The following is a 20,169-nucleotide window of genomic DNA, read 5'->3' as shown; positions in this document are numbered from 1 at the left end:
ATGCCACGGCGGCGGCGCGGCGCGTCAGCCGATGTCGCGCTGCCTCCCGGGGCTGCGCTGCCGGTGCGCCTCACGCCGCTCAGCGGTGAGACACCGGAAGGTTTCGCCGGGCGCCTCGCCACTGCGAACGCGATGACCTGGCCGGAGCTCAAGGCCTCCTTCACACCCGCGGAGGTCAGGACGCTCCGGCGTCCGCTGATGATCCGCGGGCTCGAACGCGCCGCCGGGCTCCGGCCGAGCCACTTCCAAGTCGCCCGCCGCCGACATCTTCTGTTCACGGTCTGCCACCACTACGGCTGGTCGCGCGGGCGCTGCGGGACCTGCGACCTGGTCGACTCCCCGCGCAGCGGATGTCGCCGCTGCGCTCCCGATGCGCCGACGACGATCTTCACCCGCGGCGGCGCGGTGTGCGTGCGTCACCGTCGCTGGCGACACGACGGCAATGACATCGGCGTCTCACACCTGCCCGCCTACGCACACGCGGAGGCCATGGCATCCGGCTGGTTATGGTTCCACGGCGTGACACTGCACACCGGCGAAATCGACCTGGCCACCACGCTCGTGACCTCAGCCCTCACCGACGACGACGGCCACCGCCGTCAACACCGGCTCGCACAACTCGGACTCGACGACGGCGACCCCGCCGCGACGCCGCTGCTCCTGTACTACCCCGAGATCATGCACCTCGCCTGCGCTCTCACCGACCGGGCCGTCGCGAGTGCCCTGTGCACTCACCGGGAGTCGCAGGAGAGGCAGGTCGAGATGCTGATCGGCCTCACGGCGGGCGCCTGCGACGGCGCCCCCACTTCGGAGCTCGCCGGTCTCGCGGTCGACCAGATCGAGCGGACGCGCGCCGCACTGCAGGAGGCATTCTCGATGCCCTCGTCGAAACGAGCCAGAGTGCGCCGAGCACCGCGCCCCAAGGCGATGATCGAAGCCGCCTACCGTCACGACGCGCCGCTGCTGCGGCACGTCGACGAGGTGCGCGTGCACGCGCCCGCGGTGACGGACGTGAAGCACCCGTCGGGATCGCGAACGGTCAGCCGACGCATTCAAGTCGCGCTGAATCGTCAGGACGCTGGGCGATCCGACTCGAGCGCATCGAGGATCATCCCGAGGTGAAGCCGCAGCTCCTCGTAAGCGTGCTGATAGAACATCGCCGTCATCTGCGGCCACGGGACGCTGTCGAAGTCTTCGATCAGCTCGCGCGACTCCGCCAGCAGCTCATCGAACGACAGCTCCGGCTCCGACTCGGTCATCGATGGCCGCCCTTGCGCTTGGCCTCTTCGTGCCGCTCGCACAGCGCCCACATCCAGCCCTTCACGTCCACGAGCCTGCCCTCTTCCCCGCACTCCTCGCAGATTCCGGCGCTGGCCGTCTCGGCGGTGCGGATCAGCCCATGGAACCGCTCGGCATCGTCGTCGCTCGTGAACTCCGCGGACGCATAGAAGCGCAGCGAGCCGAACTTCGCCTTGCACTGATGAACCTCGTAGTCCGGTGCGATCCGAGCGAGCTCGCGGTCGAGACCGGCGAGCAGCGGGAACCACCCGGGGCCGGCATCGATCCACTTTCCCCACGCCTCGGGGATCCGGTCCCTGATCGCTTCGATCTCCGGCGGCAGTTGCTCGTTCATGCGGTCAGTCTGCCGTGCGACACGGACACCGCGGGTTCTTCGCCGACCTCGTCGCCCGCGGCCTGTCCGGGGGTCCGTCTCGTCACCTCCGACGCGCACGCCGGGCTGGACGAGGCGATCGCGGCGAACCTGCCCGGAGCGGCTTGGCATTGTTGCCGCACCCACTACGCCGCGAACCTATGTCTGTCCCCCGAAGAGTCTCTGGCCCGCGGTCAAATGCGATGCTGCACTCCGTCTGCACTAGGAGATCGGCTCGCCGAACCGTGCTTCAAGTTCTGCTTGGCATCCTGTGATCGCCCGGCCGAGTCGGCCCTGATCCCGACTGTCCATGCGGGATTCGACGACTTTGTAAGTAGCATCATCCGCGCCCGGCCAGCCGGCAAGAACATCGGTCGCCGACCGCCCTGTGAGGATGACCGTTTCAACGCCCGCGTCCTCGCTGCACACGATGAACGCGTCGACATACTGGCTCTTGACCACGCCCTGCATGGCGACGCTCGTCGGGTAGAACGCGGTCGCCACGCTGGCGCCGCCGATGCCGGCAATGCTGATGGCCGCTATTGCGGCGGCACCGATACCTGCGCGCTTCGCGCTACGCGCCCGTGCGACGTGCTTCATGGCTCGCCCTCGGACAGTATCCGTTCGGTGCCCGATCTCGAGCGAGCTCGGCAGGCTGTCCATCGTCATCCCTCCAGTTCAGCTGTGCGGAGTCTTGCTCGAATCCGTTGCATTCGCTTTCGTGCAGCGGGTGCGGTGATCCCGAGTGCAATGGCGGCCTGGTCGTAGGACTCGCCGCGCAGAACACACGCCTCGATCAGCCGTTGATCTGGCTCGGGCAGCGAGGCAATCTCGTCACGAATCCACCGCAGCTGGCTGCTCTGGGGATCCGATCCTTCAGCGGCGATCCACGAGACCGCATCTAGCGGAATCGAAGCGTGCCGCCGCCGCGCCCTGTTTGCGTTGAACAGCGTGTAACGACACGTCGTCAGCAGCCAAGGCAACAGCGTCTCTCCATGGACGACAACACGCCTCCGGCGCCGCCAGAGCGTCATGAACGTGTCCTGCACCGCGTCATCGACCTGATCCGGTGAATCGGCAATCGCCCACGCGTACTTGTAGACCGTCGAAAGGTGCTTGCGCATCAGATGGTCGAATGCATGCGCGTCGCCGGCGCGCAAGCTACCGACGGCATCTGCATCACTCTCCGGCGTCATCGGAACCTCCTACTGACACCATGTTGGAGATGCGGCCTGCGTGACATTCCGGTGCGTTCGAGCGAGGCAACCGGCGGAGCCGCGTGTAGATGCCGCGCGCCGAGGCGCATGTCCCTGTCACCGGCTCGAACTGTGTCGGATTGTTGTCCGTGTTGGTGTCGTGCGGTCGGAGAGTCGGTCGGCCTGCTCAGACGTCGGTTCGATTCAGGTAGCGGAGTGCCTGATCAACAGTCTCACGCGCGAGATAGTCGTCCAGGGGCTGGCCGATGGGCAGGACGGCCCGCGCGAGCACTGGCCCGAGCAGGGTGTCGCAGACAAGTTCGACGTCATGCGAGACGGATGCGTCTAACTCGCCACGTTGCGCGGCCTCCGCGATCACGTCCCCGACATTCGCGCGGCGCGGCATGATGAAGCTGTCGCGGTACAGGTCGCGGACGTCCGGGTCCGTGCGGACGGATTCGAGCAGCCCCGGTAGGTTGTTGCGGAGCAGCGGGGACGAGAACATCGCGACGTCCTCCCGCTGCAACTTGAGGAGATCGCCCCGCAGGGTGCCGGTGCCCACGGGCGTTCCCGTGCCGAAGCGCATCTTGATGACGTCGAAAGCGACGTGCGCGATGCTCGGGTAGCGGCGATAGAAGGTCGGGCGGGTCGTCCTTACCTCGGTGACAAGCCGGTCGACAGTGAGCTTCGAGAATCCTTCCGACTCCATAATCCGCTCGGCCGCGCGCAGAAGCGCATCCGTGATCTCGGGAAGCGGAGGACGTCCCACTGTCTTGGTCGCCATCCCGCAACCGTATCAGCGAGGCGTCTGTCTCGACTGGAACTGTCCACACATACAGTTGGGTCTGTAATGTGAGCGCCATGGTGCCGAACAGGTCAGACGTTGGGTTCCGACAGCTCACCCTCGAGGGAGCACTGGGCCCCGCTCGTGGACGCTATTTCGCCGCAGGCTACAGAGGAGTGCGTCACCGGATCCGCGAGATCGGACTTCCCCTCGCGCCGCTCCAACACCTGTCGGCGATCGGGCAGGTTGTGTATCCGAAAGGCTGGTCGGTCGACGGCAAGGGAACGCCGCGTCAGCCGCACCTGAGTTCCGTGGATGCGATCATCCTGCCTCTCCTCGCGCGGCAGGAGGCGGTTCGTGCGTCGCAAGGACGTGCTGTCTTGCGGAGCGTGCGCTTGCGGGCTGGCGCTGAGCCCTGGACCCAACTCGAGCACGTGCCGATCAGCTTGGAGATCGGTCCTCGCGAACCCACCGTCCACGCCCTCGTGGGGAACATCCGCGCATCGCTGGGGCTCGCCCCCGGGGACGCTTCGCTCCCGGCCGCCGACGCTCCAATCTCTGAAGCCGCCGACGCTCCAATCTCTGAATCGGTGTACGGCGACCTCTACCAGTCGATCGAAACCGAATCGACCCTGGTGTCCTGGGACGCGGTCGGCCTCACGCTCAAGGGTGAGCACCAAGCGCAGCTTTCCGAACTTGCGAGCAGTGTCGCTGCCGGCATCGAGGGCGCCTTCTGGCCGTCCCTTACTGCGATTGACTATCTCGTCACGATGGGGCAACTCACTCAGGCGGTGATATACGAGGCCGGCCGCCGCTCCCGAGCCAGCATCGACAACCTTTGGATGCGAACGATGTCGATCGATCTCCCGGCACGCCCCGAGCCCCTTCCCTCGGCATACCGCACAGCGACCACTTTGGTCCGCGACACGGTCGTCTCGCGGGGTGATCGGCGCATCCACGACGTGCGCGTGGAATCCGTCGCATCTACAGGCGTCGTCGCCGGCGCGACGTTGGCATACACCGAGCGAGAGCGGTGACTACTGACGTGTCGACTGAATCGACCCCGCGGATGGCGGTGCTCACAGCCGGTGCCGATCTGTTGGCGCGCCATCCGCTGAACTCAGTTCAGCTCTCCGACGTCGCCAAGGCCGCAGATGTCACGCTGGAGGAGGTCGCGAACGACTACCCCTCAATCCGCCGACTGGCGGCTGACGTTCTCGATCACGAGCGGGCCAGCATGCGCGACGTCCAGCGTCGTGCCGAGCTGGAGCACAGCCCGGTTCGTCGGATAGTCGCGGCGTTCCGCCTCGTAGGGGAAAACCTCGCCGCAGACATCGTGGTGCGAGCTGGAGTGAGAATCGCCAGCGAGTCGCGCGAGCAGTTCCCCGATCGGAGAATTGATCCCTTCCAGACCTGGCAATCGTTCGTACGAGGACAACTTGAGGAGGAGTTGGCTGCGGGGCGCCGCCTCGCGATTGGAATCGAACGCGGCACGTGGTTGATCGTCGCCTCCGGGATGGGAACGAAGGACCTGATCGCGTTCAGTGGCGACTGGGACTCCGCGCCCGAGATGCTGGCGCAGACGGCATCAGACATCCTCGAACTCGTCGTGGAGTTCGCGTGACAACCCCAACTGGACGCGATCACGGAGTTCAGGATCTTGTCGTCATTACCGGCGCGTCCGGTGGTATTGGGCGGGCGATCGTACGCGGACTTGTCGCCTCCGGCCACGCAGTCGTGCTTCACTACCACCGCAACGAGTCCGCAGCGCGCACCCTCGCGGAGGAGATCGGAGCGGGGGGTGCGCGAGCGTTCATCGCACAGGCGGACTTGACAGAACCATCTGGAGTCGGCGACCTCGTCGCGCATGTCGACCAGATCCTCGAGGCTACTCCCGGACTAAGCCTTCACGGGCTGGTGAACAACGCAGCCCGGCTCTTGGGGCCGTCTTTCGACGACGCCTCACCGGAACAATTCGATCTCTACTTCGCACTCAACACCCGGGCGCCGCTGTTCCTGACACAACAACTGTCCGCGCGCATGTCCTCTGGCGGTTCGATCGTGAATGTGTCCTCTGCGGGCGCCCACTTCTCAAGTGCTGGCGACATCGTGTATGCGATGAGCAAGGCTGCGCTGGAGTCACTCACACGCAACGCCGCCGAGGCGCTCGCTCCTCGAGGCATCCGCATCAATACGGTGATCCCGGGCTTCACGGATAACGGACATCCGGCTTTGGCTGTGCCCGGAGTGCGCGAGTATGTCAGCACTTACGCGCTGCTCGGAGGGATCGCATCACCGGCTCCCGTCGCGGACGCGGTGGCCTTCCTGCTCTCGCCTCACGCTGGGCGGACCACAGGAACGGCGCTGGACGTAACCGGGGGTAGCACGCTAGGGGCGCGTCCCCGATCGTCGAAGATCTCGTTGCGGGACATCATCGCACAGCCTGGTATCGCGCCGCGCTGACGGTTGTTGTGATCGGCGCAGCGCTGGCCCATTGGCTCATCCCTGCTCAGATGGCATCATGGCCGCATGAATAAGTTTCGGGTGACTGCTGTAATGCTTCTCGGTGCCGCAACGCTGGTGACTGTCAGCGCCTGCGCGCCCGTCGAGAACACCCTCGCGACCCACTTGGGCACGCCGCTCGAGACATTCCCAGCTGTGAAGGACGAGGTCTACACGCTGAGCCTCACGCAGGACGATCGACTGGGGGAACTGCCCCGCGACGCCAACCAGGTGCGCCCTGACGAGACTGGCTGGATCATCGTGGCGATCTGTGCCGACACTCCAGCCATTGACCCCGCGGTGACCAAGAACGTGGTTCTCCGGGTCGTGGCGGAGGAGTTCCTTGACGGGGATGCCAAGGAAGAGATCGAGGACGGAGCGCTACAGGATGGCGTCGTGTGCGGCAACGCGGCGTCGATAGCTCCCCGTCTGTAAGGCGCTGGAGGGGCCTGAGACGACTCCGTCTCAGGCCCCACTGGCAGGCTCGGTGTGCCGGCTCAGATCACACGGTCGAAGTGATCGACCGAGTTCCCGGAGCCGAAGTCCGACAGCTGGTAGCCGTGCGGGATGTACGTGAACTCCGTCGACGAGATCGGCGCCACGACCCACTTGCGCGCCGAGTACCCGAAGCCGGACCCGTTGCGCGCCGAACGCGTACGGTCGTCGGGCACGTCGACGACCGCCGTCGTGCCGCTGCCGATCAGCGTGCCCGTGAAGTTGGGGCGGTCCCAGACGTCCAGGACGCCCGCGTTCGCGGCCACGCCGCCGCCGAGCGTGAGCCCGGCGGCGAGGAGCAGGCCGAGGGAGGCCCTGGTCTTGATGTTCTTCATGAGTTGATTCCTTCTCGTTGGGTGGTCAGGAGGCTCGGGGGAGCCACCCAAGGCTGAGTATTGCGATCAGCCGATTCCCAGTCAATACACACCATGTTGTAATTCCTTCGAGCGTGCGCGACGATGGGCAACATGAATCGGGTTGTGACCGCCGGTGCGTCAGTGTCGGCACTGGCCATTGGCCTTCTGCTGTCTGGTTGCGGCGCCGCCCAGCCCGAGCCCCCGGATCGAGTGGTGTCCGCCGTAGGAACGCTCTCCGCGCTCCCTGGCGACATCACCGCCGCCCGCACGATCCTTCGGGAGCAATGCGTCCGTGACGCCGGGTTCGAGATGCCCCGCGGCGCGGTCACCACTATGAGCTCACGCGCGCAATACGGCTCCGTGGTCGGCGTCTGGGGTAGCGAGGAGCAGGCCAGATCCAGCGGCTACGCATCGACGTACGCCCCCGACGTGCAACATCCTCTTGATGCGTACGCCGCGACGCTCAGTGACTCGGCGGCAGATCGCTTCTACGAAGTCCTCCGGGGCGACGGCACCTCCCTGGCCGAGTACACCACCGCCAACGGGGCAACCTTTTCGCGCTCGGACACGGGATGCGAGGCGCAGAGCGACGAGCATATCTTTGGTTCCCTCGAACGCGCGATGGAAGCGGAGCTGTTCGTCAACGAGGTGAACGCGGTCATGGCGGAGAAGGTGGCCGATCTACCGGTTCAGGCGGAGACCACTGAATATGAGGCCTGCATGGTCGGGCAGGGCTACGAAGTGGAGGGCTTGGGGGCCGAGTTGCTCGCTGAGCAGGAGTTCGGCCAGTACCGCCAGTACGGTCAGGCGCCTGACACGCCTGAGCGCAACTTGGCTGTCGCCGATTACCGCTGCCAGGTCGACAGTGGACTTGCCGATGCGATACGTCGTGAGGCGGCACGGTCCATCGGCTCTTGGCTACTCGAGAATGAGGCCCGAATCCTGGAGTTGCAGGAGCTCGTCAAGCAAAGTGTCGAGAACGCGCAAGCGGTCATTCGAGGTGAGGGTTGACATGAGCCGCGCGCGAGTCTTCCTGACGGCATTGGCCGGAGCGGCAATCGTTGTCGTCGCGGTGGTCAGCGTGCTCGTTGTCGGGCTCGCGCTTCAGGCTCGTGCCGCACAGGAGCCGGCGGATCGCGAGGAAGCCCTCGTCATGGCTGCGGTCACAAGCGATGTTCTGGCCGATGAGGTGAGCGGGCGAGTCGACGTGCAAGCTGATTCGATGATCAGCGTCACCGCTTCAGGCGTCGTGACAAGGGCAGGGAGCAAGGCGGGAGTCCCAGTTGTGGAGAACGGGGCCGTGCTGGCGACGGTGGACGAGTCCCCAATCTTCGCGTTAGAGGGCGATGTGCCCATCTACCGGCACATCGCGCACGATTCGGTGGGCGCCGACGTGTTGCAGCTTCAGACGGCACTGAACGCGATGGGCTATAACGTAGGGCCGTTGGATGGCGTGTACGGAGACGCGACGGCTGAGGGAGTTTATGCCTTCCTCGTCGATCATGACGCCACGCCCGTAGACGACGCCGGCGGCGCCGTTGATGTGGATCCGGCGAGGACAACTGTGCCACGAGGCCAGTTCGTCTTCGTTCCTGGTTTCCCAGCCGTGCCCATGGACCAATGTGGGGCCGTCGGCGAAGTCATAGACGGGCCTCTGTGCATGCTCGCCGCGCAGCCCAGCTCGGTGACCCTAGAGGTTGCCTTGGTCGATGCTGAGCGTCTCGAGACAGGGATGCGGGTTGAGACCGACATCGAAGGCATTCCCACCGCCACTCTGGGACCGAGGCTTCAAGCCGAGGAGCAGGGGGAAGAAGGCGAGTCGGAAGTGGCGTCCCTCGCGCGGTTCGCGGTTGACATCGGCGATGCGACCGATCCGGCCCCGGGCACCGACGGAACTGGACGAGTCATCATCGCAGCGTCCGCTCCCGGTGCGCTTCGCATCGAAGGTGCGGCCGTCAGGGACCCTGAGGGAGATGGGCGGCCAGTGCTCTTGCTCGACACCGGGGCAGAAGTCGAGATCGATCTGGACATCTGTGCCTCGGGATACTGCACCTTCTTGTCCGACAGTGTGACCGAAGGAACCAAGGTCGTACTGTCGGGGCGCCTCCCGACGGACGGATGAGCGCCCGTGAGTGACGCGTTGCTGTCTATACGCTCGTTGAGCAGGTCATTTCCCCATGGCATCGTTGCGCTACGGGACGCTTCTCTTGAGCTTGGGCGGGGTGAAACGCTCGCTTTGGTCGGGCCGAGTGGAGCGGGCAAGTCGACATTGCTGTCGCTGATCGGCCTGCTCGACTCGGCATCATCCGGCGAGCACGTCTTCATGGGGCATGATGTTCGCCGGATGGCTCCGTCCCAGCAGACGGCCTTGCGCAGGACCGCGATCGGCTTCGTATTCCAAGCGTTTCACCTTGTGCCGCACCTCACTGCTCGTCAGAATGTCGAGCTCGGTCTCCGGGCGCGTGGCATGGGCAAGCTCGTGGCGGCGGAACGAGCGGAAAGGGCTCTCTCCCGAGTCGGATTGCATCACAGGAGTGACGCGTATCCATCGACACTGTCTGGTGGAGAGCAACAACGCGTTGCCATAGCGCGGGCGACTGCCGTTCGTCCAGCTTTGCTTCTGTGCGACGAACCCACGGGGAATCTCGACTCACGGAACAGCGCCTCCGTCCTTGCGCTCCTGACCGAGGAACGCACACCCGAAGGCGCGATGATCATCGTCACTCATGACCCGGACGTCGCGGCGTCATGCTCCAGAGTGATCACCGTGAGTGACGGCTGCACGATTGAGCGCATCCGATGATCTTCATCATCGAACGGGCCTTGAACGGCGTCCGGGGGCGGTGGCGAAGGAACTTGCTGGTCGTTGTGGCGGTGGCTCTCAGCGCTGCCAGCTTTGTTGTGATGCTCGCCCTCTCACTTGGCTCGAGCAACGCCATCCTGCGGTCACTTGGGAACGGAGACGTTAGCCGGGTGCAACTGGCTCTGCCGCCGTCATCGTGGAGCATCCCAGAACTGGACCTCATGAGCCGCCTGCTCTCGACCGAGGGCGTGCTCGGCGGGGGCACGATAACGAGTTCCGACAGCACCGGAGTGTCAGCAACGCTGACGTCGAGCGCAAGTGCCGCCCCCGTAACGACGTCAATCGCGGTCGCAACGGAACAGGGCCTCCTCAGTCGCGACATCGCGTTGATCGACGGAGGAGGGTTCCCGTCGGTGACCGTGCTGGAAAAGGACCCAGCTCAGGTGGTTCTGGGTAGACGTATCGCGGAGGCGCTGGGAGTCTCCGCCCGGCCCGGCGACAACAGCGTCACACTCAATGGGCGCCAAGCCACCGTCACCGGTGTGATCACTGAGAACGGCGACAGCGCGCTGCTGACAACGGCAGTGATCGTTCCTCCTCAACTATTGCCCAGCCTGACTCCGAATCTTCCGGTCCGTGTGATCGAAGCAAACGTCCGCACCGATCTGAGCGTGTGGATTGCCCAGCAAGCGCCGCTGATGCTCTGGCCGCAGGATCCATCGGCCGTATCGGCAGCTGCTCCGGCTGACCCGCAGCAGCTGCGCGGGCGGTTAGAGACCGAGACGCAGGGCCTCATTGCAGCTGTGACATGGGTGATGGTCGGGGTGAGCATCTTCGTGGTCGGCAACACCATGCAGATCGCGATCGGTGAGCGTCGCAAGGAGATCGGTGTCTCACGCGCCTTCGGCGTATCGGCCGGCAGTGTCGGAAGTCAGTTCTTCCTGGAAGCATCCATTCTCGGCTTTGTGGGCGCCGTGACAGGAACTCTGTTCGGTGCGCTCGTCGCGCGTGCGGTGACGATGGTCGCCGGGTGGGAGATGCTGCTTCCGGCTTCCGTCCTCGCCACTCCCCTGATTGGGCTCGTCGTGGGCGGCGTGGGCGGCCTCGTGCCGGCGTGGGTGGCCAGTCGCGTGCAACCTCTGGAGCTTCTGCGCTCGGAATGAGTTCGTGGCCGTAGGCGAGGGGGTGCGGGCCCGGAGCTCTAGCATCACTCGTAAGCGGGCTCAGCCAAGCCGGCATGGATGCGACGAGGCATCACCGCTGACTTCACTGGGCTCTGCCCGGTGGCACGCTGCTGACATGCCGATGTCGCTCGGTCAAGACATACTGAACTCGATCTATCCATCCATCTGCAGGAGTGGTTTATGCCGTACACGCCGTTCCCGATCGTTGAAGTTGCGATCTCGGAGCTCAGGCTCGATCGACAGAACTATCGAATCGACGGTGACCTGCCGACGGAGTCCGCCGCGATCACGTACCTGTTCGCAGAGCATGATGTTGCAGCGCTTGCGCGACAGATCCTCATCGAGCGGTATGTCGACAACGAACTCATCCTGGCGGTGGAGGAGGACGGTGCTTACGTGGTCTTGGAAGGCAACCGCCGCGTTACGGCTCTGAAGGCTCTGCGCGATCCCAGCATCGCTCCTGGTGAGTCCCGCGAGTATCTGGAGCGGTTGCTGCTTCGCAACGAGATCGAGGCTGAGGATCTGCCTGAGCGAGTTCGAGTGATGGTGGCTCCTGACCGTCCGTCGACCGCGATGCTGCTGGCGCGTTTGCATATCGGCCGCTCCAAGAGCGGATGGGGGCGCGATGAGCAAGCACGGTTCGTCATCGCGCAGCTTGAAGCAGGCAATACGATCGACGACATCCGGCGCGAGCTTCCGGGCATCAAGAACCCGTCGACATTCGTCCGTCAATTCCACGTGCGCCGGATCCTCAAGGATGCCGCGTTCTCCGATCCAAAGCTTGCGGAGTACGCCGCCAGCGCGAGACTGAAGATGACGGCGTTCGAGTACGCCTACGGGAGCCCGGAGATTCAACGAGTGCTTGGTCTGGCCTTCGACAAGAGCGGAGCAGCTGTTTCAACACCGACGAGCCCCGCGGAGGTCGCGGCCCTCGAGCGCCTCGTCGAGAAGTACTTCCGCAACGAGTTGAGTTCACGCAAGTTCCCCAAGCGCACCGCTGTGGACTTCGATGAGCAGATGGAGGCGCTCCTCTACGACCTGACCGGCGACCGCCCCCCGCGCAGCGCCGCGTCGCCCGCATCACCGGGGTCGACGGACGACGATCCTTCGCGGGGCCAGGAAAGCGACGAGTCCATCGGCAACCCGACGGGCTCTGCGCGCGACGACCGCTTCGGTGGGCTAGCACCCGATTCGCCCCCCGCTAGTGGTCGGGAAGACGGGGCTCGTCAAGGGCGCGGCCCGAACGGCACCGACACGCTTAAGACCCTGCACGTGAGTCTGTCCTACGAGCATGCTCCGATTGGTATTCGGAAGCGCTTGAACGAGCTTCGGGGCCTTGAACTCGCAGATCGGCCGATCGCCGCCGCGGTGTTGATGCGCAGTGTGATCGAAGCAAGCGTGAAGTGGCACTTCGCCACCCGCCCACTGGGGAAGACCGCCAGCGGTGAGCTGGGTCCGGTGATGAGGGTTGTGCGCGAGACGTATTATCAGTCTGAGCAGCGGCTGAGGAACGTGATCGACTTGCTGATGGATGGTTCAGGCAAGAACGTCCGGGCCGGTTCGCTCTACTGGTTCAACATGGCGGCACATGATGCGCACCATGTTGTGGACCACCAAGCGGTCCGCGACGCTTGGCAGAGTGTCGAGCATTTCGTCGGCTTCATGCTGACGCCGGCACCCTCGCCAGACCCTTCATGAGTGAAGCCGCAACGTCGGGGGATGCGATGAGAAGCTCGTCGGCAGCCCCGTAATAGCGCGCCGAGTAGTTCAGCTCGTATCGGCAGACGAAGTGGGCAGCATACAGCTTCTCGATGAGCGGTGCCACGTCGTAAGTCATCAGCCAGTGCGCGGACTGAATCGCGTTGACGATGTCCGCGAGAGCAGCGTGATCACGGTGCTCGAAGGAGTTGAGGTAGAGCCGGGAGCCAGCTCGGACGTACGGCGGGTCGATGTACATGAACGCGTTGGAGCGCTCTGAGTAGTCGCGGATCACTGATCGACCGTCTCGCGAGAGCACAGTGATCCGGTCGCGCAGAGCGCCGATGCTACTGACGCGGTCGATGAGCGTGTCGCGGTTGAAGCGCGCATCGATTTTGTAGTTGCCGGTCTGGGCGAGACCGCCGATCACTCCGCCGGTGAGGACGCCGGATCGATTGGTTCGGTTGAGGTAGAAGAAGGCGAAGCCGAGCTCGAGCGGATCGGCTGTTCGGGCGGCACGGTAGATCTCGCGCTGGCGCAGCCACTCGTCGATTGTGAGCGGTGCCGAGGCAATCCGATCCACGAAATCCGCCGTACGTGTGGTCACGCTCTGCCAGAAGGCGTGCACAGCCGGATCGAAGTCGTTGACGACGAGGTGCTCGATTAGGTCTTCGCGCAGCAGCGCAATCCCGGCGCCGGCGCCCCCTGCGTACGGTTCGACATAGGTCGCGTTCACGATTCCGAGGTCAGAGATGAGGTCTGCGAAGAGGCCAGCGAGAGCGGCCTTGCCCCCTGGGTAGCGCAAGGGGGAGAGGGTGCCGTATCGGCGTGAAGCACGTATTTTCACGGCCTCAGTCATCGACGGCCTTCTTCCTCGCCCTAAAGGCAGCCAGGCGGCACTTTGCCTGGCAGTAGCGCGCATCTGCGCGCGCCAGCCATGTGCGGCCGCAGTGCTCACACGTACGAAACGACATGCGGCGACGGAGGTGCTCACGCTTGAGTCGCCTGCCCAGCTCGGCCAAGTCCTCTGCATCCAAGCCGACGAGATCGTCGGGAGAAGCGCGGTCCAACACTGACATGCAACAGATACTAACTGTTTCCAGACACATCGATGGATGCCGCGTCAAGGAAACGGCGCCAGGGTGGTCACTCACTGAGTCAATGGCGTGGCCACCGCGGCAACGAGATCACGTGCGCGGGGGGTGAAGCGCTGCTTCTATCCGTCACCGGGCTCTTCCAGCGTCCGAACGTACTGGTCGGGCGGCTGAGAGCCGATCTCGTTGGCTTCCGAGCCGATGGCGACGTAGACGTGGCCGGCCTCAAGGTCAGTTCCATCCCAACCGGCCACGGGCCATGCGTCGACTCCGAAGGTGCGACTGCGTCCCCGCGCGCGATGGTCAGTGCCCCAGCATCGCCGATGGAGTGAGCGCCTGGATGTTCTCGCTCGCGTGTCCGATCGTTTACTGACAACTTTCGTGAGACGGATCGACCCGTACGGCAGTCACCGCACTCGCGTAATCCCGCATGACGTCCGTCTCACATTCTGACAACTACCGTGAGAAGGGACACCGGTGCCGGGCGGATGCAGGGGCGATGCAGGGCCGATGCCCACCCTGCATCGCCCCTGCGTCACCTGATCACAGCGCGGCGCGCGGCGAGGCCTGGATCTCTGAACGGCTGTCAGACGGGGGCCTCCGGGCTCACCTATAGGGGTGAGCGAACAGGAGGATCTTCGATGGACGAGCTCAAGCCGACGTCGCGTCGACGCCAGGAGTACACCGCCCCGCTGAGCGCCCCGCCGCTGCGGGCGAGTCTGGTGGAGCGGGCCGAGACCGCGATCCGCAACCCCGACGTCGAGAAGCATCTGCGGATGCTGCTGGCGAGGTACTCGAAGATCCGGGCCAGGTTCGAACGACCCTACGCGCGCCTACGCGAGATCTCGCCACTGGCGAACGGGGCTGCTCTGCTCGCGGCCGTGGCGCTCCTGACGTCCATCGCCTCGGGTGCGTGGTCAGCGCTGGAGACCGTCGCGAGCGCAATCCTCATGCTGTGGGTCGCCGGGGCCCTGTATCTCTGGTGGCTCCGCCGCCGCGTCGACGAGGTCGACCAGCCCGTCGAGGAACGCCTCCGCGATGACACCTGGCTCCGTGACCCGGAACTGCTTCGCGACTACTTCATCAGCCCGGATGCCTCCCCGGAGGCGATCTGGGAGGCTGCCGGCCTGGCCATGCGGGAGCGCTCGCTCCGTGTCGAATGCGACATCGCGCGTCGTGAGCGCGAGCGAGCCGTCACCGTCACCGCGCGCAGGATCGCGGAGTGGGCGCAGCTCGAGGAGGACCTCGCGTCCGTGCGAGCGGAGATCGCCGAGCTGCTGGATCCGGAGCCGGTCATTCCTCCGAGGGCCCGAGCATGAGCCTCACCGCGTCCCGCCCGCGCGCGCCGAAGGCGCAGCCGTTGAGCGTGCTCCCGCCGCGGCGGATCGCCGGCCTGGGCAGTGTGGCTGTCCTTCTCGCTCTCGCCGTCGTCGCTCACGGCGTTCTGCTGCTGATCGACGAGCACACCGAGTGGATCGTGCCGATCTGGATCTGCGCCGGCGTGCTCGCGGCGGCGATGGTGAGTTCAGCGGTGCGCACCTTCATGCGCGGCAGCCGGATCGAGCCGGGCATCCAGGCGGTCATGCCGATGCTCGGCGCCCGCGTCCCCAGTCGGGATCTCGTCAAGGTGCGTCGATGGACGCGGGGATGGGTCGGCAACCCGCAGCGGGTGCTGATCCGGTACGCAGCGGACATCGACGACGACGAGGAGCGGTTCGTCCCACGGGTGGTCGAGAGCTTCTCGCGCCGGATGGGCCTTTCGTACAAGGTGCGCCGGCACAACGTGCGCCGGTGCCTCCTCGAGCTCGAGCTGACCACCAGCGAGAAGAAGACCAAGACGCACGAGCGGGCCGAGAAGGTCGTCGCGGCGCTGCTGGGGGAGAGTGCCTCCACCAAGATCACGCTCGACTCGTTCGGGCAGCTGCAGCGCATCGACGTCAAGCACAACGTGGGCCCGCGGATCTCGCAGGGCGCCCGCCGCAGCCAGATCGAACGCACCCTCAGCCAGATGCTCCCCGGCCGGTGGCGCGCGCGCTGGGACCTCGAGGCCGACACCGTGATGTTCGAGATCCGGCCCGAGCTGCCGGACATGGTCCGTCACGAGGTCGACGGCCCGCAGGAGAAGCAGACCCACGCCGTCTACAAGGCGTTCAAGATCCCCATCGGCGTCGACGAGGACGGACGCACGCAGTGCTGGCAGCCGTCCGTCTCGCCGCACTTCCTCATTGCCGGCGGTACCGGCTCAGGAAAGACGTCGCTCGAGCACACGATCCTGACCCACCTCGCCAACGCCCGATGGCGGATTTGGGTGCTGGACGGCAAGCGAATCGAGTTCGCCGGGTTCCGGGACTGGCCGAACGTCGAGCTGGTCGCCTCCCGCATCGAGGACCAGGTGCGCATGCTGCACGCGGCGCACGAGCTCATGGAGGAGCGGTACTCGCTGATCGAGGAGGGCAAGGCCACCGTCGCTGACTTCGAGCCCCTCGCGGTGATCATCGACGAGTACGCCACGTTCAAGGCCCGCGTGATCCGCTGGTACAAGACCGTCAAGCAGAAGGGTGACCCGACTCAGCCGCCCGTGCTGGATCTGCTGCCGGACCTGGCCCGCCTGGCGCGCTCCGCGAAGATCCACCTGGTGCTCGGCCTGCAGCGCCCCGACGTCGAGTTCGTCGGCGGTGAGATGCGAGACAACTTCGGAGCCCGCTACTCGCTCGGCCGCCTCTCCCCGCAGGGCGCGAACATGATGTGGGACAGCTTCGCCGTCGGCGTCGCGATCCCGCGCAACAAGCAGGGGCGCGGTGTCACGCTCAATGCCGAGTCGCTGCCGGTCGAGGCGCAGGCGTTCTACACGCCGGATCCGCAGAAGGTTGGTGCCGACGACACCGAGGATCTTGCGCACCTGGCCCGGATCCGAGAAGCAACGATCGTCACCTACACCCGGAAGGCGATCCGCCCGCCCGAGCCCGTCTACGACGACGAGGGCGAGGAGCTCGCCATGCCGTCCTACACCGAGTGGGTCTCGGCTCCGATCGTCGACTGGACACCGAGCCTCACCGACGAGCTGCCGGACCTCCCGGCCACGCCGGCCTCACGACACGGTCTGCCGTCGAACGTCGTGCCGATCCCCGCCAAGATCCGCTTCGAGCCCAGCGAGCCCGACGTCGATGACGCCGAGCCTGCAACCGAGGCAGACCTGTTCGAGGGGTACGGGCCCGCGCTGGAGGAGCCGATCGGCCAGATCCGGATCGGCGATCTCATCGTCGTCGACGAGGACCTCGAGATGTGGGGCGTGGTCGAGTCCATCGAGGAGGACATCGTCGAGGACGACTACCTCTGCATCGACTACCGCCACTTCGAAACCGGCGAACCGGGCGGCGTCTCGCTGCCCGACTCAGCCGCCGTCACCGTCCGCCGACCCACCCGCGACTGAGACAGGAGAGAGCGCATGCGCGACAACGACGACGACCTGATCACCCTCTTCATGCTGCTCTCCGGCGCTGTCAGCAGCGGCATGTTCGCGGGGATGTTCCTCGAACCCGCCCGCGATTGGGCCGTCCAGCACGGGCTGCTCGCCCTCGGCGATGCGGTGATCGTGCCCATCGTCGACGGCGTCGGCCTCGGCCTGCCGCAGCTGCTCATCCTCGGCGGCGGTCTGGCCCTGCTGCTCGTGCTCGGCGGCACGCTCATCCACCGGCGCCTCGACAAGAAGCGCTGACCCTCGAGGAACGAGAGGAGAAGAAACCGTCCACCGTCCACCTCTGACCACCACACAAAGGAGAAACCGATGACGATCACCGTCTACACGAAACCCGCCTGCGTCCAGTGCACGGCCACGCACCGCGCTCTCGACTCGAAAGGCATCGACTACGAGGTCCACGACCTCTCCCAGGACCCCGCTGCGCTCGAGCAGGTCAAGGCGCTCGGATACATGCAGGCGCCCGTCGTCGTCACCGACGAGGAGCACTGGTCCGGGTTCCGCCCAGACAAGATCGACGAGCTCGTGGCCCGGCTCTAAGCCGGCCGCCTGCGCAGCTGGTCTGCAGCCCACAGCTGCAGCGCCACCTCACGCAGATGCGGGTTCCTCTCGAGGGCCTGCTGCACCGCCGCCTGATCCGCGGCCGGGCGCGGCAGGCCCTCGACCAATGTCCGGGCGCGTCCGGACCGCACCAGCCACGCGGCGACCGTCCCGAGTTCGACGTCGACCTGCGCAGCCACCCGGACTGCGCTGGACAGATCGACGCGGTAACGGGTCATGGCTCCAGGTCGCGGAACAGGGCGCCGCCCGCCCAGACGAGCACGGCGCACAGAACGAGGAGCAGGATCGCGAGGAAGGTCATCAGCAGCACGTGCCACAGGCGAGTGCCGAGGACGACGGCTCCGACGATCAACGCGGCCAGGGCGAGCAGGTATCCGGCCCAGAACACCACGGCGCGGCCGTGACGGGTGCCGGCAGGAAGAGAGGTCATGCGAGCCTCCGATCATGCGTAAGCGCATATAGATATCTCTGACAGATACAAATATACGCGCGACCGTGGCAGCGCACAACCCCAAGTGGCCGCCGGTCGCCACGCCGGGGGGATTGGTCGACGTCATCGCCCGGGGTTACAGTCGTCCACTGAACAAATCTTCGAAGCTGGCACGGGGGTGGCGGATGTCTCGCGTCGTCGTGGTGGGCAGAGCCGCGCTGCTGGCGCCGCTGCGCCCGCTGCCGTTGGCGCCGGTGGCCGTGCCGGCGGGGTTCCCCAGCCCGGCCGAGGGATGGATCACCGATGAGCTCGACTTGAACGAGCACCTGGTGAAGGACCGAACGGCAACGATGTTCGTTCGTGTCTCGGGGGACAGCATGGAGCCGGCCGGGATCAGCCACGGCGACGTCCTGATCGTCGACCGCTCCCTCCGCCCCGTGCACGACGACATCGTGATCGCCGTCCTCGACGGCGAGCTCACGGTCAAGCGGCTCTGGATCTCGCCTCGCGGCGTCACCCTTCACGCCGACAACCCGCGCTACCCGGACCTGCATGTCGGTGAGCTGTCCGCGCTGTCGATCTACGGCGTCGTGAGAACGAGCCTCCATGTCTTCACCAGCCGGTAGCCGCCGCATCGCGCTGGTCGACGCAAACTCGTTCTACGCTTCCGCGGAGAAATCTCTCGACCCTGCGCTGGCCGATCGTCCCGTCGTGGTGCTCTCCAACGGGGAGGGCGCGATCGTCGCCGCGAGCTCGGAGGCGAAGGCGCTCGGCTTCGAGACCGGCACCGCCTGGTTCAAAGTCGCCGGGCGCGCCGCGCGGCACGGCGTCGTGGCGAAGAGCTCGGCCTATGAGAACTACGGCGTGATCTCGAACCGGATGCACGCGATCATCGGCCAGGCGGCCGCGGCGGTCGAGCCGTACTCCGTGGACGAAGCGTGGGCCTTCCTCGGGCCTCGTTCTGATGCGGTCGGGATCGGCCGGCAGCTGCGCGCGACCCTGCTGCAGAACCTCGGCATCCCGGTGTCGATCGGCATCGCGCCGACCAAGACCCTCGCCAAGCTGGTCAACAAGCACGTGGCCAAGCGAGTCCCCGCGCACGGGGGAGTGGTCTCCCTCGACGATGCCCCGGCCGGATGGCTGGACGCCCACCTGGCAGCGCACCCCGTCACCGACCTGTGGGGCGTGGCCGGCCGCACGGGGAAGAAGCTCGCCGCCCTCGGGATCCACTCCATGCGAGATCTCCGGGACGCGGACACCAAGATGATCCGCAAGCGATTCTCGATCGTGCTCGAGCGCACGGTCCTTGAGCTGCGCGGCATCCCCTGTATCCCGCCGGACCCGCTGCACCACACCAAGCAGCAGCTGATGTTCTCCCGCACCTTCTCCGAACCGGTCACCACCGCCGACCGGATGACGCAGGTCATGAGCATCTACGCACAGCATGCCTCGGGCCGTCTGCGCCGGCAAGGATCGGTCGCCAAGACGATGACCGTCTTCGCGTCGACGTCGCCATTCGGGCAGCAGCACCATTCCCCAGTGGCCACGGTCACGTTCCCGGAACCGACCGACAACCCGCTGCTGATTGCCAAAGCCGCGATCGCCGTGCTGCCGCCGAGGATGATCCCCGGCTACCGATACGTGCGCGCCGGCGTGATGCTCACCGGGCTTCAACCGGTCGCGGTCCAGCCGATGCTCGACCTGTTCGAACCGTCCCCGAAAGCGCGCGAGCTCGGCGCCACGCTCGACAAGATCACCCGAAAGGCGGGGCCCGGTTCGATCGGCATCGGCCTTGCCGGTCTCCGCACTGCTCCGGACTGGGCGAAGCGGATCGAGGTGGTCGCGATGGACGGCTTCGCCGGGTTCAAGACCGCTGCCGCCGAGGAACTCCCCGACGCCGTCCCCGTCATGGACCCGTTCCACGTGGTCCGCCTCGCCGG

General features: G+C 65.8%; 24 protein-coding genes and 3 pseudogenes. 18 read left to right on the top strand and 9 right to left on the bottom strand.

The window, feature by feature from the left end:
• On the top strand, nucleotides 1-1,122 hold the full coding sequence (locus IR155_RS07525) for a hypothetical protein (protein ID WP_194210309.1): 1,122 nt from the start codon (nucleotides 1-3) through the stop codon (nucleotides 1,120-1,122).
• On the opposite strand, the gene IR155_RS07520 is transcribed toward IR155_RS07525, so the two are convergent.
• Nucleotides 1,071-1,259 (bottom strand): hypothetical protein, encoded by a 189-nt coding sequence (locus IR155_RS07520; RefSeq protein ID WP_135114231.1) that lies wholly within the window; start codon nucleotides 1,257-1,259, stop codon nucleotides 1,071-1,073. The genes IR155_RS07525 and IR155_RS07520 overlap by 52 nt on opposite strands.
• Nucleotides 1,256-1,633, bottom strand: coding sequence for a hypothetical protein (locus IR155_RS07515; RefSeq protein WP_135114230.1), 378 nt, complete (start codon nucleotides 1,631-1,633; stop codon nucleotides 1,256-1,258). The genes IR155_RS07520 and IR155_RS07515 overlap by 4 nt, the downstream gene beginning before the upstream one ends.
• Before the next feature lie 35 nt (nucleotides 1,634-1,668).
• Here IR155_RS07515 and IR155_RS07510 point away from each other — a divergent pair.
• Nucleotides 1,669-1,869 (top strand): annotated as a pseudogene (locus IR155_RS07510) (transposase); the annotation flags it as partial.
• 4 nt (nucleotides 1,870-1,873) lie between these two features.
• Here the strand turns inward: IR155_RS07510 and IR155_RS07505 are convergent.
• From IR155_RS07505 to IR155_RS07495, 3 genes are all read right to left on the bottom strand, one after another.
• Nucleotides 1,874-2,251, bottom strand: coding sequence for a hypothetical protein (locus IR155_RS07505; protein ID WP_135114229.1), 378 nt, complete (start codon nucleotides 2,249-2,251; stop codon nucleotides 1,874-1,876).
• A 65-nt stretch (nucleotides 2,252-2,316) separates the two neighbouring features.
• Nucleotides 2,317-2,847, bottom strand: a complete 531-nt coding sequence (locus IR155_RS07500; protein WP_135114228.1) for an RNA polymerase sigma factor — start codon at nucleotides 2,845-2,847, stop codon at nucleotides 2,317-2,319.
• A 187-nt stretch (nucleotides 2,848-3,034) separates the two neighbouring features.
• Nucleotides 3,035-3,631, bottom strand: coding sequence for a TetR-like C-terminal domain-containing protein (locus tag IR155_RS07495; protein ID WP_135114227.1), 597 nt, complete (start codon nucleotides 3,629-3,631; stop codon nucleotides 3,035-3,037).
• 77 nt (nucleotides 3,632-3,708) lie between these two features.
• On the opposite strand from IR155_RS07495, the gene IR155_RS07490 reads away from it, so the two are divergent.
• The 4 genes from IR155_RS07490 (at nucleotide 3,709) to IR155_RS07475 (ending at nucleotide 6,568) form a co-directional block, all read left to right on the top strand.
• The gene (locus IR155_RS07490; RefSeq protein WP_228066814.1) at nucleotides 3,709-4,668 is read left to right on the top strand and encodes an AvrD family protein; all 960 of its coding nucleotides are present in this window, start codon (nucleotides 3,709-3,711) and stop codon (nucleotides 4,666-4,668) included.
• A gap of 8 nt (nucleotides 4,669-4,676) precedes the next feature.
• Nucleotides 4,677-5,255: a hypothetical protein gene (locus IR155_RS07485; protein WP_167760729.1), complete on the top strand. Its 579-nt coding sequence runs from the start codon at nucleotides 4,677-4,679 to the stop codon at nucleotides 5,253-5,255.
• The gene (locus tag IR155_RS07480) at nucleotides 5,252-6,094 is read left to right on the top strand and encodes an SDR family NAD(P)-dependent oxidoreductase (protein ID WP_167760728.1); all 843 of its coding nucleotides are present in this window, start codon (nucleotides 5,252-5,254) and stop codon (nucleotides 6,092-6,094) included. The genes IR155_RS07485 and IR155_RS07480 overlap by 4 nt, the downstream gene beginning before the upstream one ends.
• A 93-nt stretch (nucleotides 6,095-6,187) precedes the next feature.
• Nucleotides 6,188-6,568 carry a hypothetical protein gene (locus tag IR155_RS07475; RefSeq protein WP_194210308.1) on the top strand — a complete coding sequence of 127 codons (381 nt, stop codon included), beginning with the start codon at nucleotides 6,188-6,190 and terminating at the stop codon, nucleotides 6,566-6,568.
• Nucleotides 6,569-6,630: 62 nt separating this feature from the next.
• Here the strand turns inward: IR155_RS07475 and IR155_RS07470 are convergent, their stop codons facing one another.
• The gene (locus IR155_RS07470; protein ID WP_135114223.1) at nucleotides 6,631-6,963 is read right to left on the bottom strand and encodes a hypothetical protein; all 333 of its coding nucleotides are present in this window, start codon (nucleotides 6,961-6,963) and stop codon (nucleotides 6,631-6,633) included.
• A 123-nt stretch (nucleotides 6,964-7,086) separates the two neighbouring features.
• Here IR155_RS07470 and IR155_RS07465 point away from each other — a divergent pair, with 123 nt between their 5' ends.
• The 5 genes from IR155_RS07465 to IR155_RS07445 all read left to right on the top strand — a co-directional run bounded on the left by IR155_RS07465 (nucleotide 7,087) and on the right by IR155_RS07445 (nucleotide 12,669).
• A complete protein-coding gene (locus IR155_RS07465) occupies nucleotides 7,087-7,995 on the top strand; it encodes a hypothetical protein (protein WP_167760727.1) in 909 nt (302 codons plus the stop codon).
• Nucleotide 7,996: 1 nt separating this feature from the next.
• On the top strand, nucleotides 7,997-9,106 hold the full coding sequence (locus IR155_RS07460) for a peptidoglycan-binding domain-containing protein (protein WP_167760726.1): 1,110 nt from the start codon (nucleotides 7,997-7,999) through the stop codon (nucleotides 9,104-9,106).
• Nucleotides 9,107-9,112: 6 nt separating this feature from the next.
• Nucleotides 9,113-9,787 (top strand): ABC transporter ATP-binding protein, encoded by a 675-nt coding sequence (locus IR155_RS07455; RefSeq protein ID WP_209306750.1) that lies wholly within the window; start codon nucleotides 9,113-9,115, stop codon nucleotides 9,785-9,787.
• On the top strand, nucleotides 9,784-10,950 hold the full coding sequence (locus tag IR155_RS07450; protein ID WP_135114221.1) for an ABC transporter permease: 1,167 nt from the start codon (nucleotides 9,784-9,786) through the stop codon (nucleotides 10,948-10,950). The genes IR155_RS07455 and IR155_RS07450 overlap by 4 nt, the downstream gene beginning before the upstream one ends.
• Before the next feature lie 201 nt (nucleotides 10,951-11,151).
• Entirely contained in the window at nucleotides 11,152-12,669 is a 1,518-nt protein-coding gene (locus tag IR155_RS07445) for a hypothetical protein (protein ID WP_135114220.1), read from the top strand.
• Here IR155_RS07445 and IR155_RS07440 read toward each other — a convergent pair.
• The gene (locus IR155_RS07440; RefSeq protein ID WP_135114219.1) at nucleotides 12,632-13,528 is read right to left on the bottom strand and encodes a DNA adenine methylase; all 897 of its coding nucleotides are present in this window, start codon (nucleotides 13,526-13,528) and stop codon (nucleotides 12,632-12,634) included. The genes IR155_RS07445 and IR155_RS07440 overlap by 38 nt on opposite strands.
• An 876-nt stretch (nucleotides 13,529-14,404) precedes the next feature.
• Here IR155_RS07440 and IR155_RS07435 point away from each other — a divergent pair.
• From IR155_RS07435 to nrdH, 4 genes are all read left to right on the top strand, one after another.
• Nucleotides 14,405-15,082 (top strand): hypothetical protein, encoded by a 678-nt coding sequence (locus tag IR155_RS07435; RefSeq protein ID WP_135114218.1) that lies wholly within the window; start codon nucleotides 14,405-14,407, stop codon nucleotides 15,080-15,082.
• Entirely contained in the window at nucleotides 15,079-17,193 is a 2,115-nt protein-coding gene (locus IR155_RS07430) for an FtsK/SpoIIIE domain-containing protein (RefSeq protein WP_135114217.1), read from the top strand. Before IR155_RS07435 ends, IR155_RS07430 begins: the two co-directional genes overlap by 4 nt.
• A gap of 15 nt (nucleotides 17,194-17,208) precedes the next feature.
• On the top strand, nucleotides 17,209-17,478 hold the full coding sequence (locus IR155_RS07425; RefSeq protein WP_135114216.1) for a hypothetical protein: 270 nt from the start codon (nucleotides 17,209-17,211) through the stop codon (nucleotides 17,476-17,478).
• Nucleotides 17,479-17,547: 69 nt separating this feature from the next.
• On the top strand, nucleotides 17,548-17,778 hold the full coding sequence (gene nrdH / locus IR155_RS07420) for a glutaredoxin-like protein NrdH (protein WP_135114215.1): 231 nt from the start codon (nucleotides 17,548-17,550) through the stop codon (nucleotides 17,776-17,778).
• Here the strand turns inward: nrdH and IR155_RS07415 are convergent.
• Nucleotides 17,775-18,017, bottom strand: a complete 243-nt coding sequence (locus IR155_RS07415; RefSeq protein WP_135114214.1) for a hypothetical protein — start codon at nucleotides 18,015-18,017, stop codon at nucleotides 17,775-17,777. The genes nrdH and IR155_RS07415 overlap by 4 nt on opposite strands.
• A complete protein-coding gene (locus tag IR155_RS07410; protein ID WP_135114213.1) occupies nucleotides 18,014-18,229 on the bottom strand; it encodes a hypothetical protein in 216 nt (71 codons plus the stop codon). Before IR155_RS07410 ends, IR155_RS07415 begins: the two co-directional genes overlap by 4 nt.
• 185 nt (nucleotides 18,230-18,414) lie before the next feature.
• On the opposite strand from IR155_RS07410, the gene IR155_RS07405 reads away from it, so the two are divergent.
• The 3 genes and pseudogenes from IR155_RS07405 to IR155_RS15925 all read left to right on the top strand — a co-directional run.
• On the top strand, nucleotides 18,415-18,855 hold the full coding sequence (locus IR155_RS07405) for a LexA family protein (RefSeq protein WP_135114212.1): 441 nt from the start codon (nucleotides 18,415-18,417) through the stop codon (nucleotides 18,853-18,855).
• Nucleotides 18,836-19,852, top strand: a pseudogene (locus IR155_RS07400) (Y-family DNA polymerase); the annotation flags it as partial. The gene IR155_RS07405 and the pseudogene IR155_RS07400, both read left to right, overlap by 20 nt.
• Before the next feature lie 195 nt (nucleotides 19,853-20,047).
• Nucleotides 20,048-20,169: pseudogene (locus IR155_RS15925) on the top strand (transposase); the annotation flags it as partial.

It is taken from the genome of Microbacterium paludicola (assembly GCF_015235415.1).
Lineage (GTDB): Bacteria > Actinomycetota > Actinomycetes > Actinomycetales > Microbacteriaceae > Microbacterium > Microbacterium paludicola.
The sequence above is the reverse complement of the archived record's forward strand: the minus strand, read 5'-3'. Positions and strand labels throughout refer to the sequence as shown.

Excerpts from the sequence above, each read along its gene's own strand:
- IR155_RS07525 (WP_194210309.1), top strand. The coding sequence starts at position 1 with ATGCCACGGCGGCGGCGCGGCGCGTCAGCCGATGTCGCGCTGCCTCCC.
- IR155_RS07520 (WP_135114231.1), bottom strand. The coding sequence starts at position 1,259 with ATGACCGAGTCGGAGCCGGAGCTGTCGTTCGATGAGCTGCTGGCGGAG.
- IR155_RS07515 (WP_135114230.1), bottom strand. The coding sequence starts at position 1,633 with ATGAACGAGCAACTGCCGCCGGAGATCGAAGCGATCAGGGACCGGATC.
- IR155_RS07505 (WP_135114229.1), bottom strand. The coding sequence starts at position 2,251 with ATGAAGCACGTCGCACGGGCGCGTAGCGCGAAGCGCGCAGGTATCGGT.
- IR155_RS07500 (WP_135114228.1), bottom strand. The coding sequence starts at position 2,847 with ATGACGCCGGAGAGTGATGCAGATGCCGTCGGTAGCTTGCGCGCCGGC.
- IR155_RS07495 (WP_135114227.1), bottom strand. The coding sequence starts at position 3,631 with ATGGCGACCAAGACAGTGGGACGTCCTCCGCTTCCCGAGATCACGGAT.
- IR155_RS07490 (WP_228066814.1), top strand. The coding sequence starts at position 3,709 with ATGGTGCCGAACAGGTCAGACGTTGGGTTCCGACAGCTCACCCTCGAG.
- IR155_RS07475 (WP_194210308.1), top strand. The coding sequence starts at position 6,188 with ATGCTTCTCGGTGCCGCAACGCTGGTGACTGTCAGCGCCTGCGCGCCC.
- IR155_RS07470 (WP_135114223.1), bottom strand. The coding sequence starts at position 6,963 with ATGAAGAACATCAAGACCAGGGCCTCCCTCGGCCTGCTCCTCGCCGCC.
- IR155_RS07465 (WP_167760727.1), top strand. The coding sequence starts at position 7,087 with ATGGGCAACATGAATCGGGTTGTGACCGCCGGTGCGTCAGTGTCGGCA.
- IR155_RS07460 (WP_167760726.1), top strand. The coding sequence starts at position 7,997 with ATGAGCCGCGCGCGAGTCTTCCTGACGGCATTGGCCGGAGCGGCAATC.
- IR155_RS07450 (WP_135114221.1), top strand. The coding sequence starts at position 9,784 with ATGATCTTCATCATCGAACGGGCCTTGAACGGCGTCCGGGGGCGGTGG.
- IR155_RS07445 (WP_135114220.1), top strand. The coding sequence starts at position 11,152 with ATGCCGTACACGCCGTTCCCGATCGTTGAAGTTGCGATCTCGGAGCTC.
- IR155_RS07440 (WP_135114219.1), bottom strand. The coding sequence starts at position 13,528 with ATGACTGAGGCCGTGAAAATACGTGCTTCACGCCGATACGGCACCCTC.
- IR155_RS07435 (WP_135114218.1), top strand. The coding sequence starts at position 14,405 with ATGGACGAGCTCAAGCCGACGTCGCGTCGACGCCAGGAGTACACCGCC.
- IR155_RS07430 (WP_135114217.1), top strand. The coding sequence starts at position 15,079 with ATGAGCCTCACCGCGTCCCGCCCGCGCGCGCCGAAGGCGCAGCCGTTG.
- IR155_RS07425 (WP_135114216.1), top strand. The coding sequence starts at position 17,209 with ATGCGCGACAACGACGACGACCTGATCACCCTCTTCATGCTGCTCTCC.
- nrdH (WP_135114215.1), top strand. The coding sequence starts at position 17,548 with ATGACGATCACCGTCTACACGAAACCCGCCTGCGTCCAGTGCACGGCC.
- IR155_RS07415 (WP_135114214.1), bottom strand. The coding sequence starts at position 18,017 with ATGACCCGTTACCGCGTCGATCTGTCCAGCGCAGTCCGGGTGGCTGCG.
- IR155_RS07410 (WP_135114213.1), bottom strand. The coding sequence starts at position 18,229 with ATGACCTCTCTTCCTGCCGGCACCCGTCACGGCCGCGCCGTGGTGTTC.
- IR155_RS07405 (WP_135114212.1), top strand. The coding sequence starts at position 18,415 with ATGTCTCGCGTCGTCGTGGTGGGCAGAGCCGCGCTGCTGGCGCCGCTG.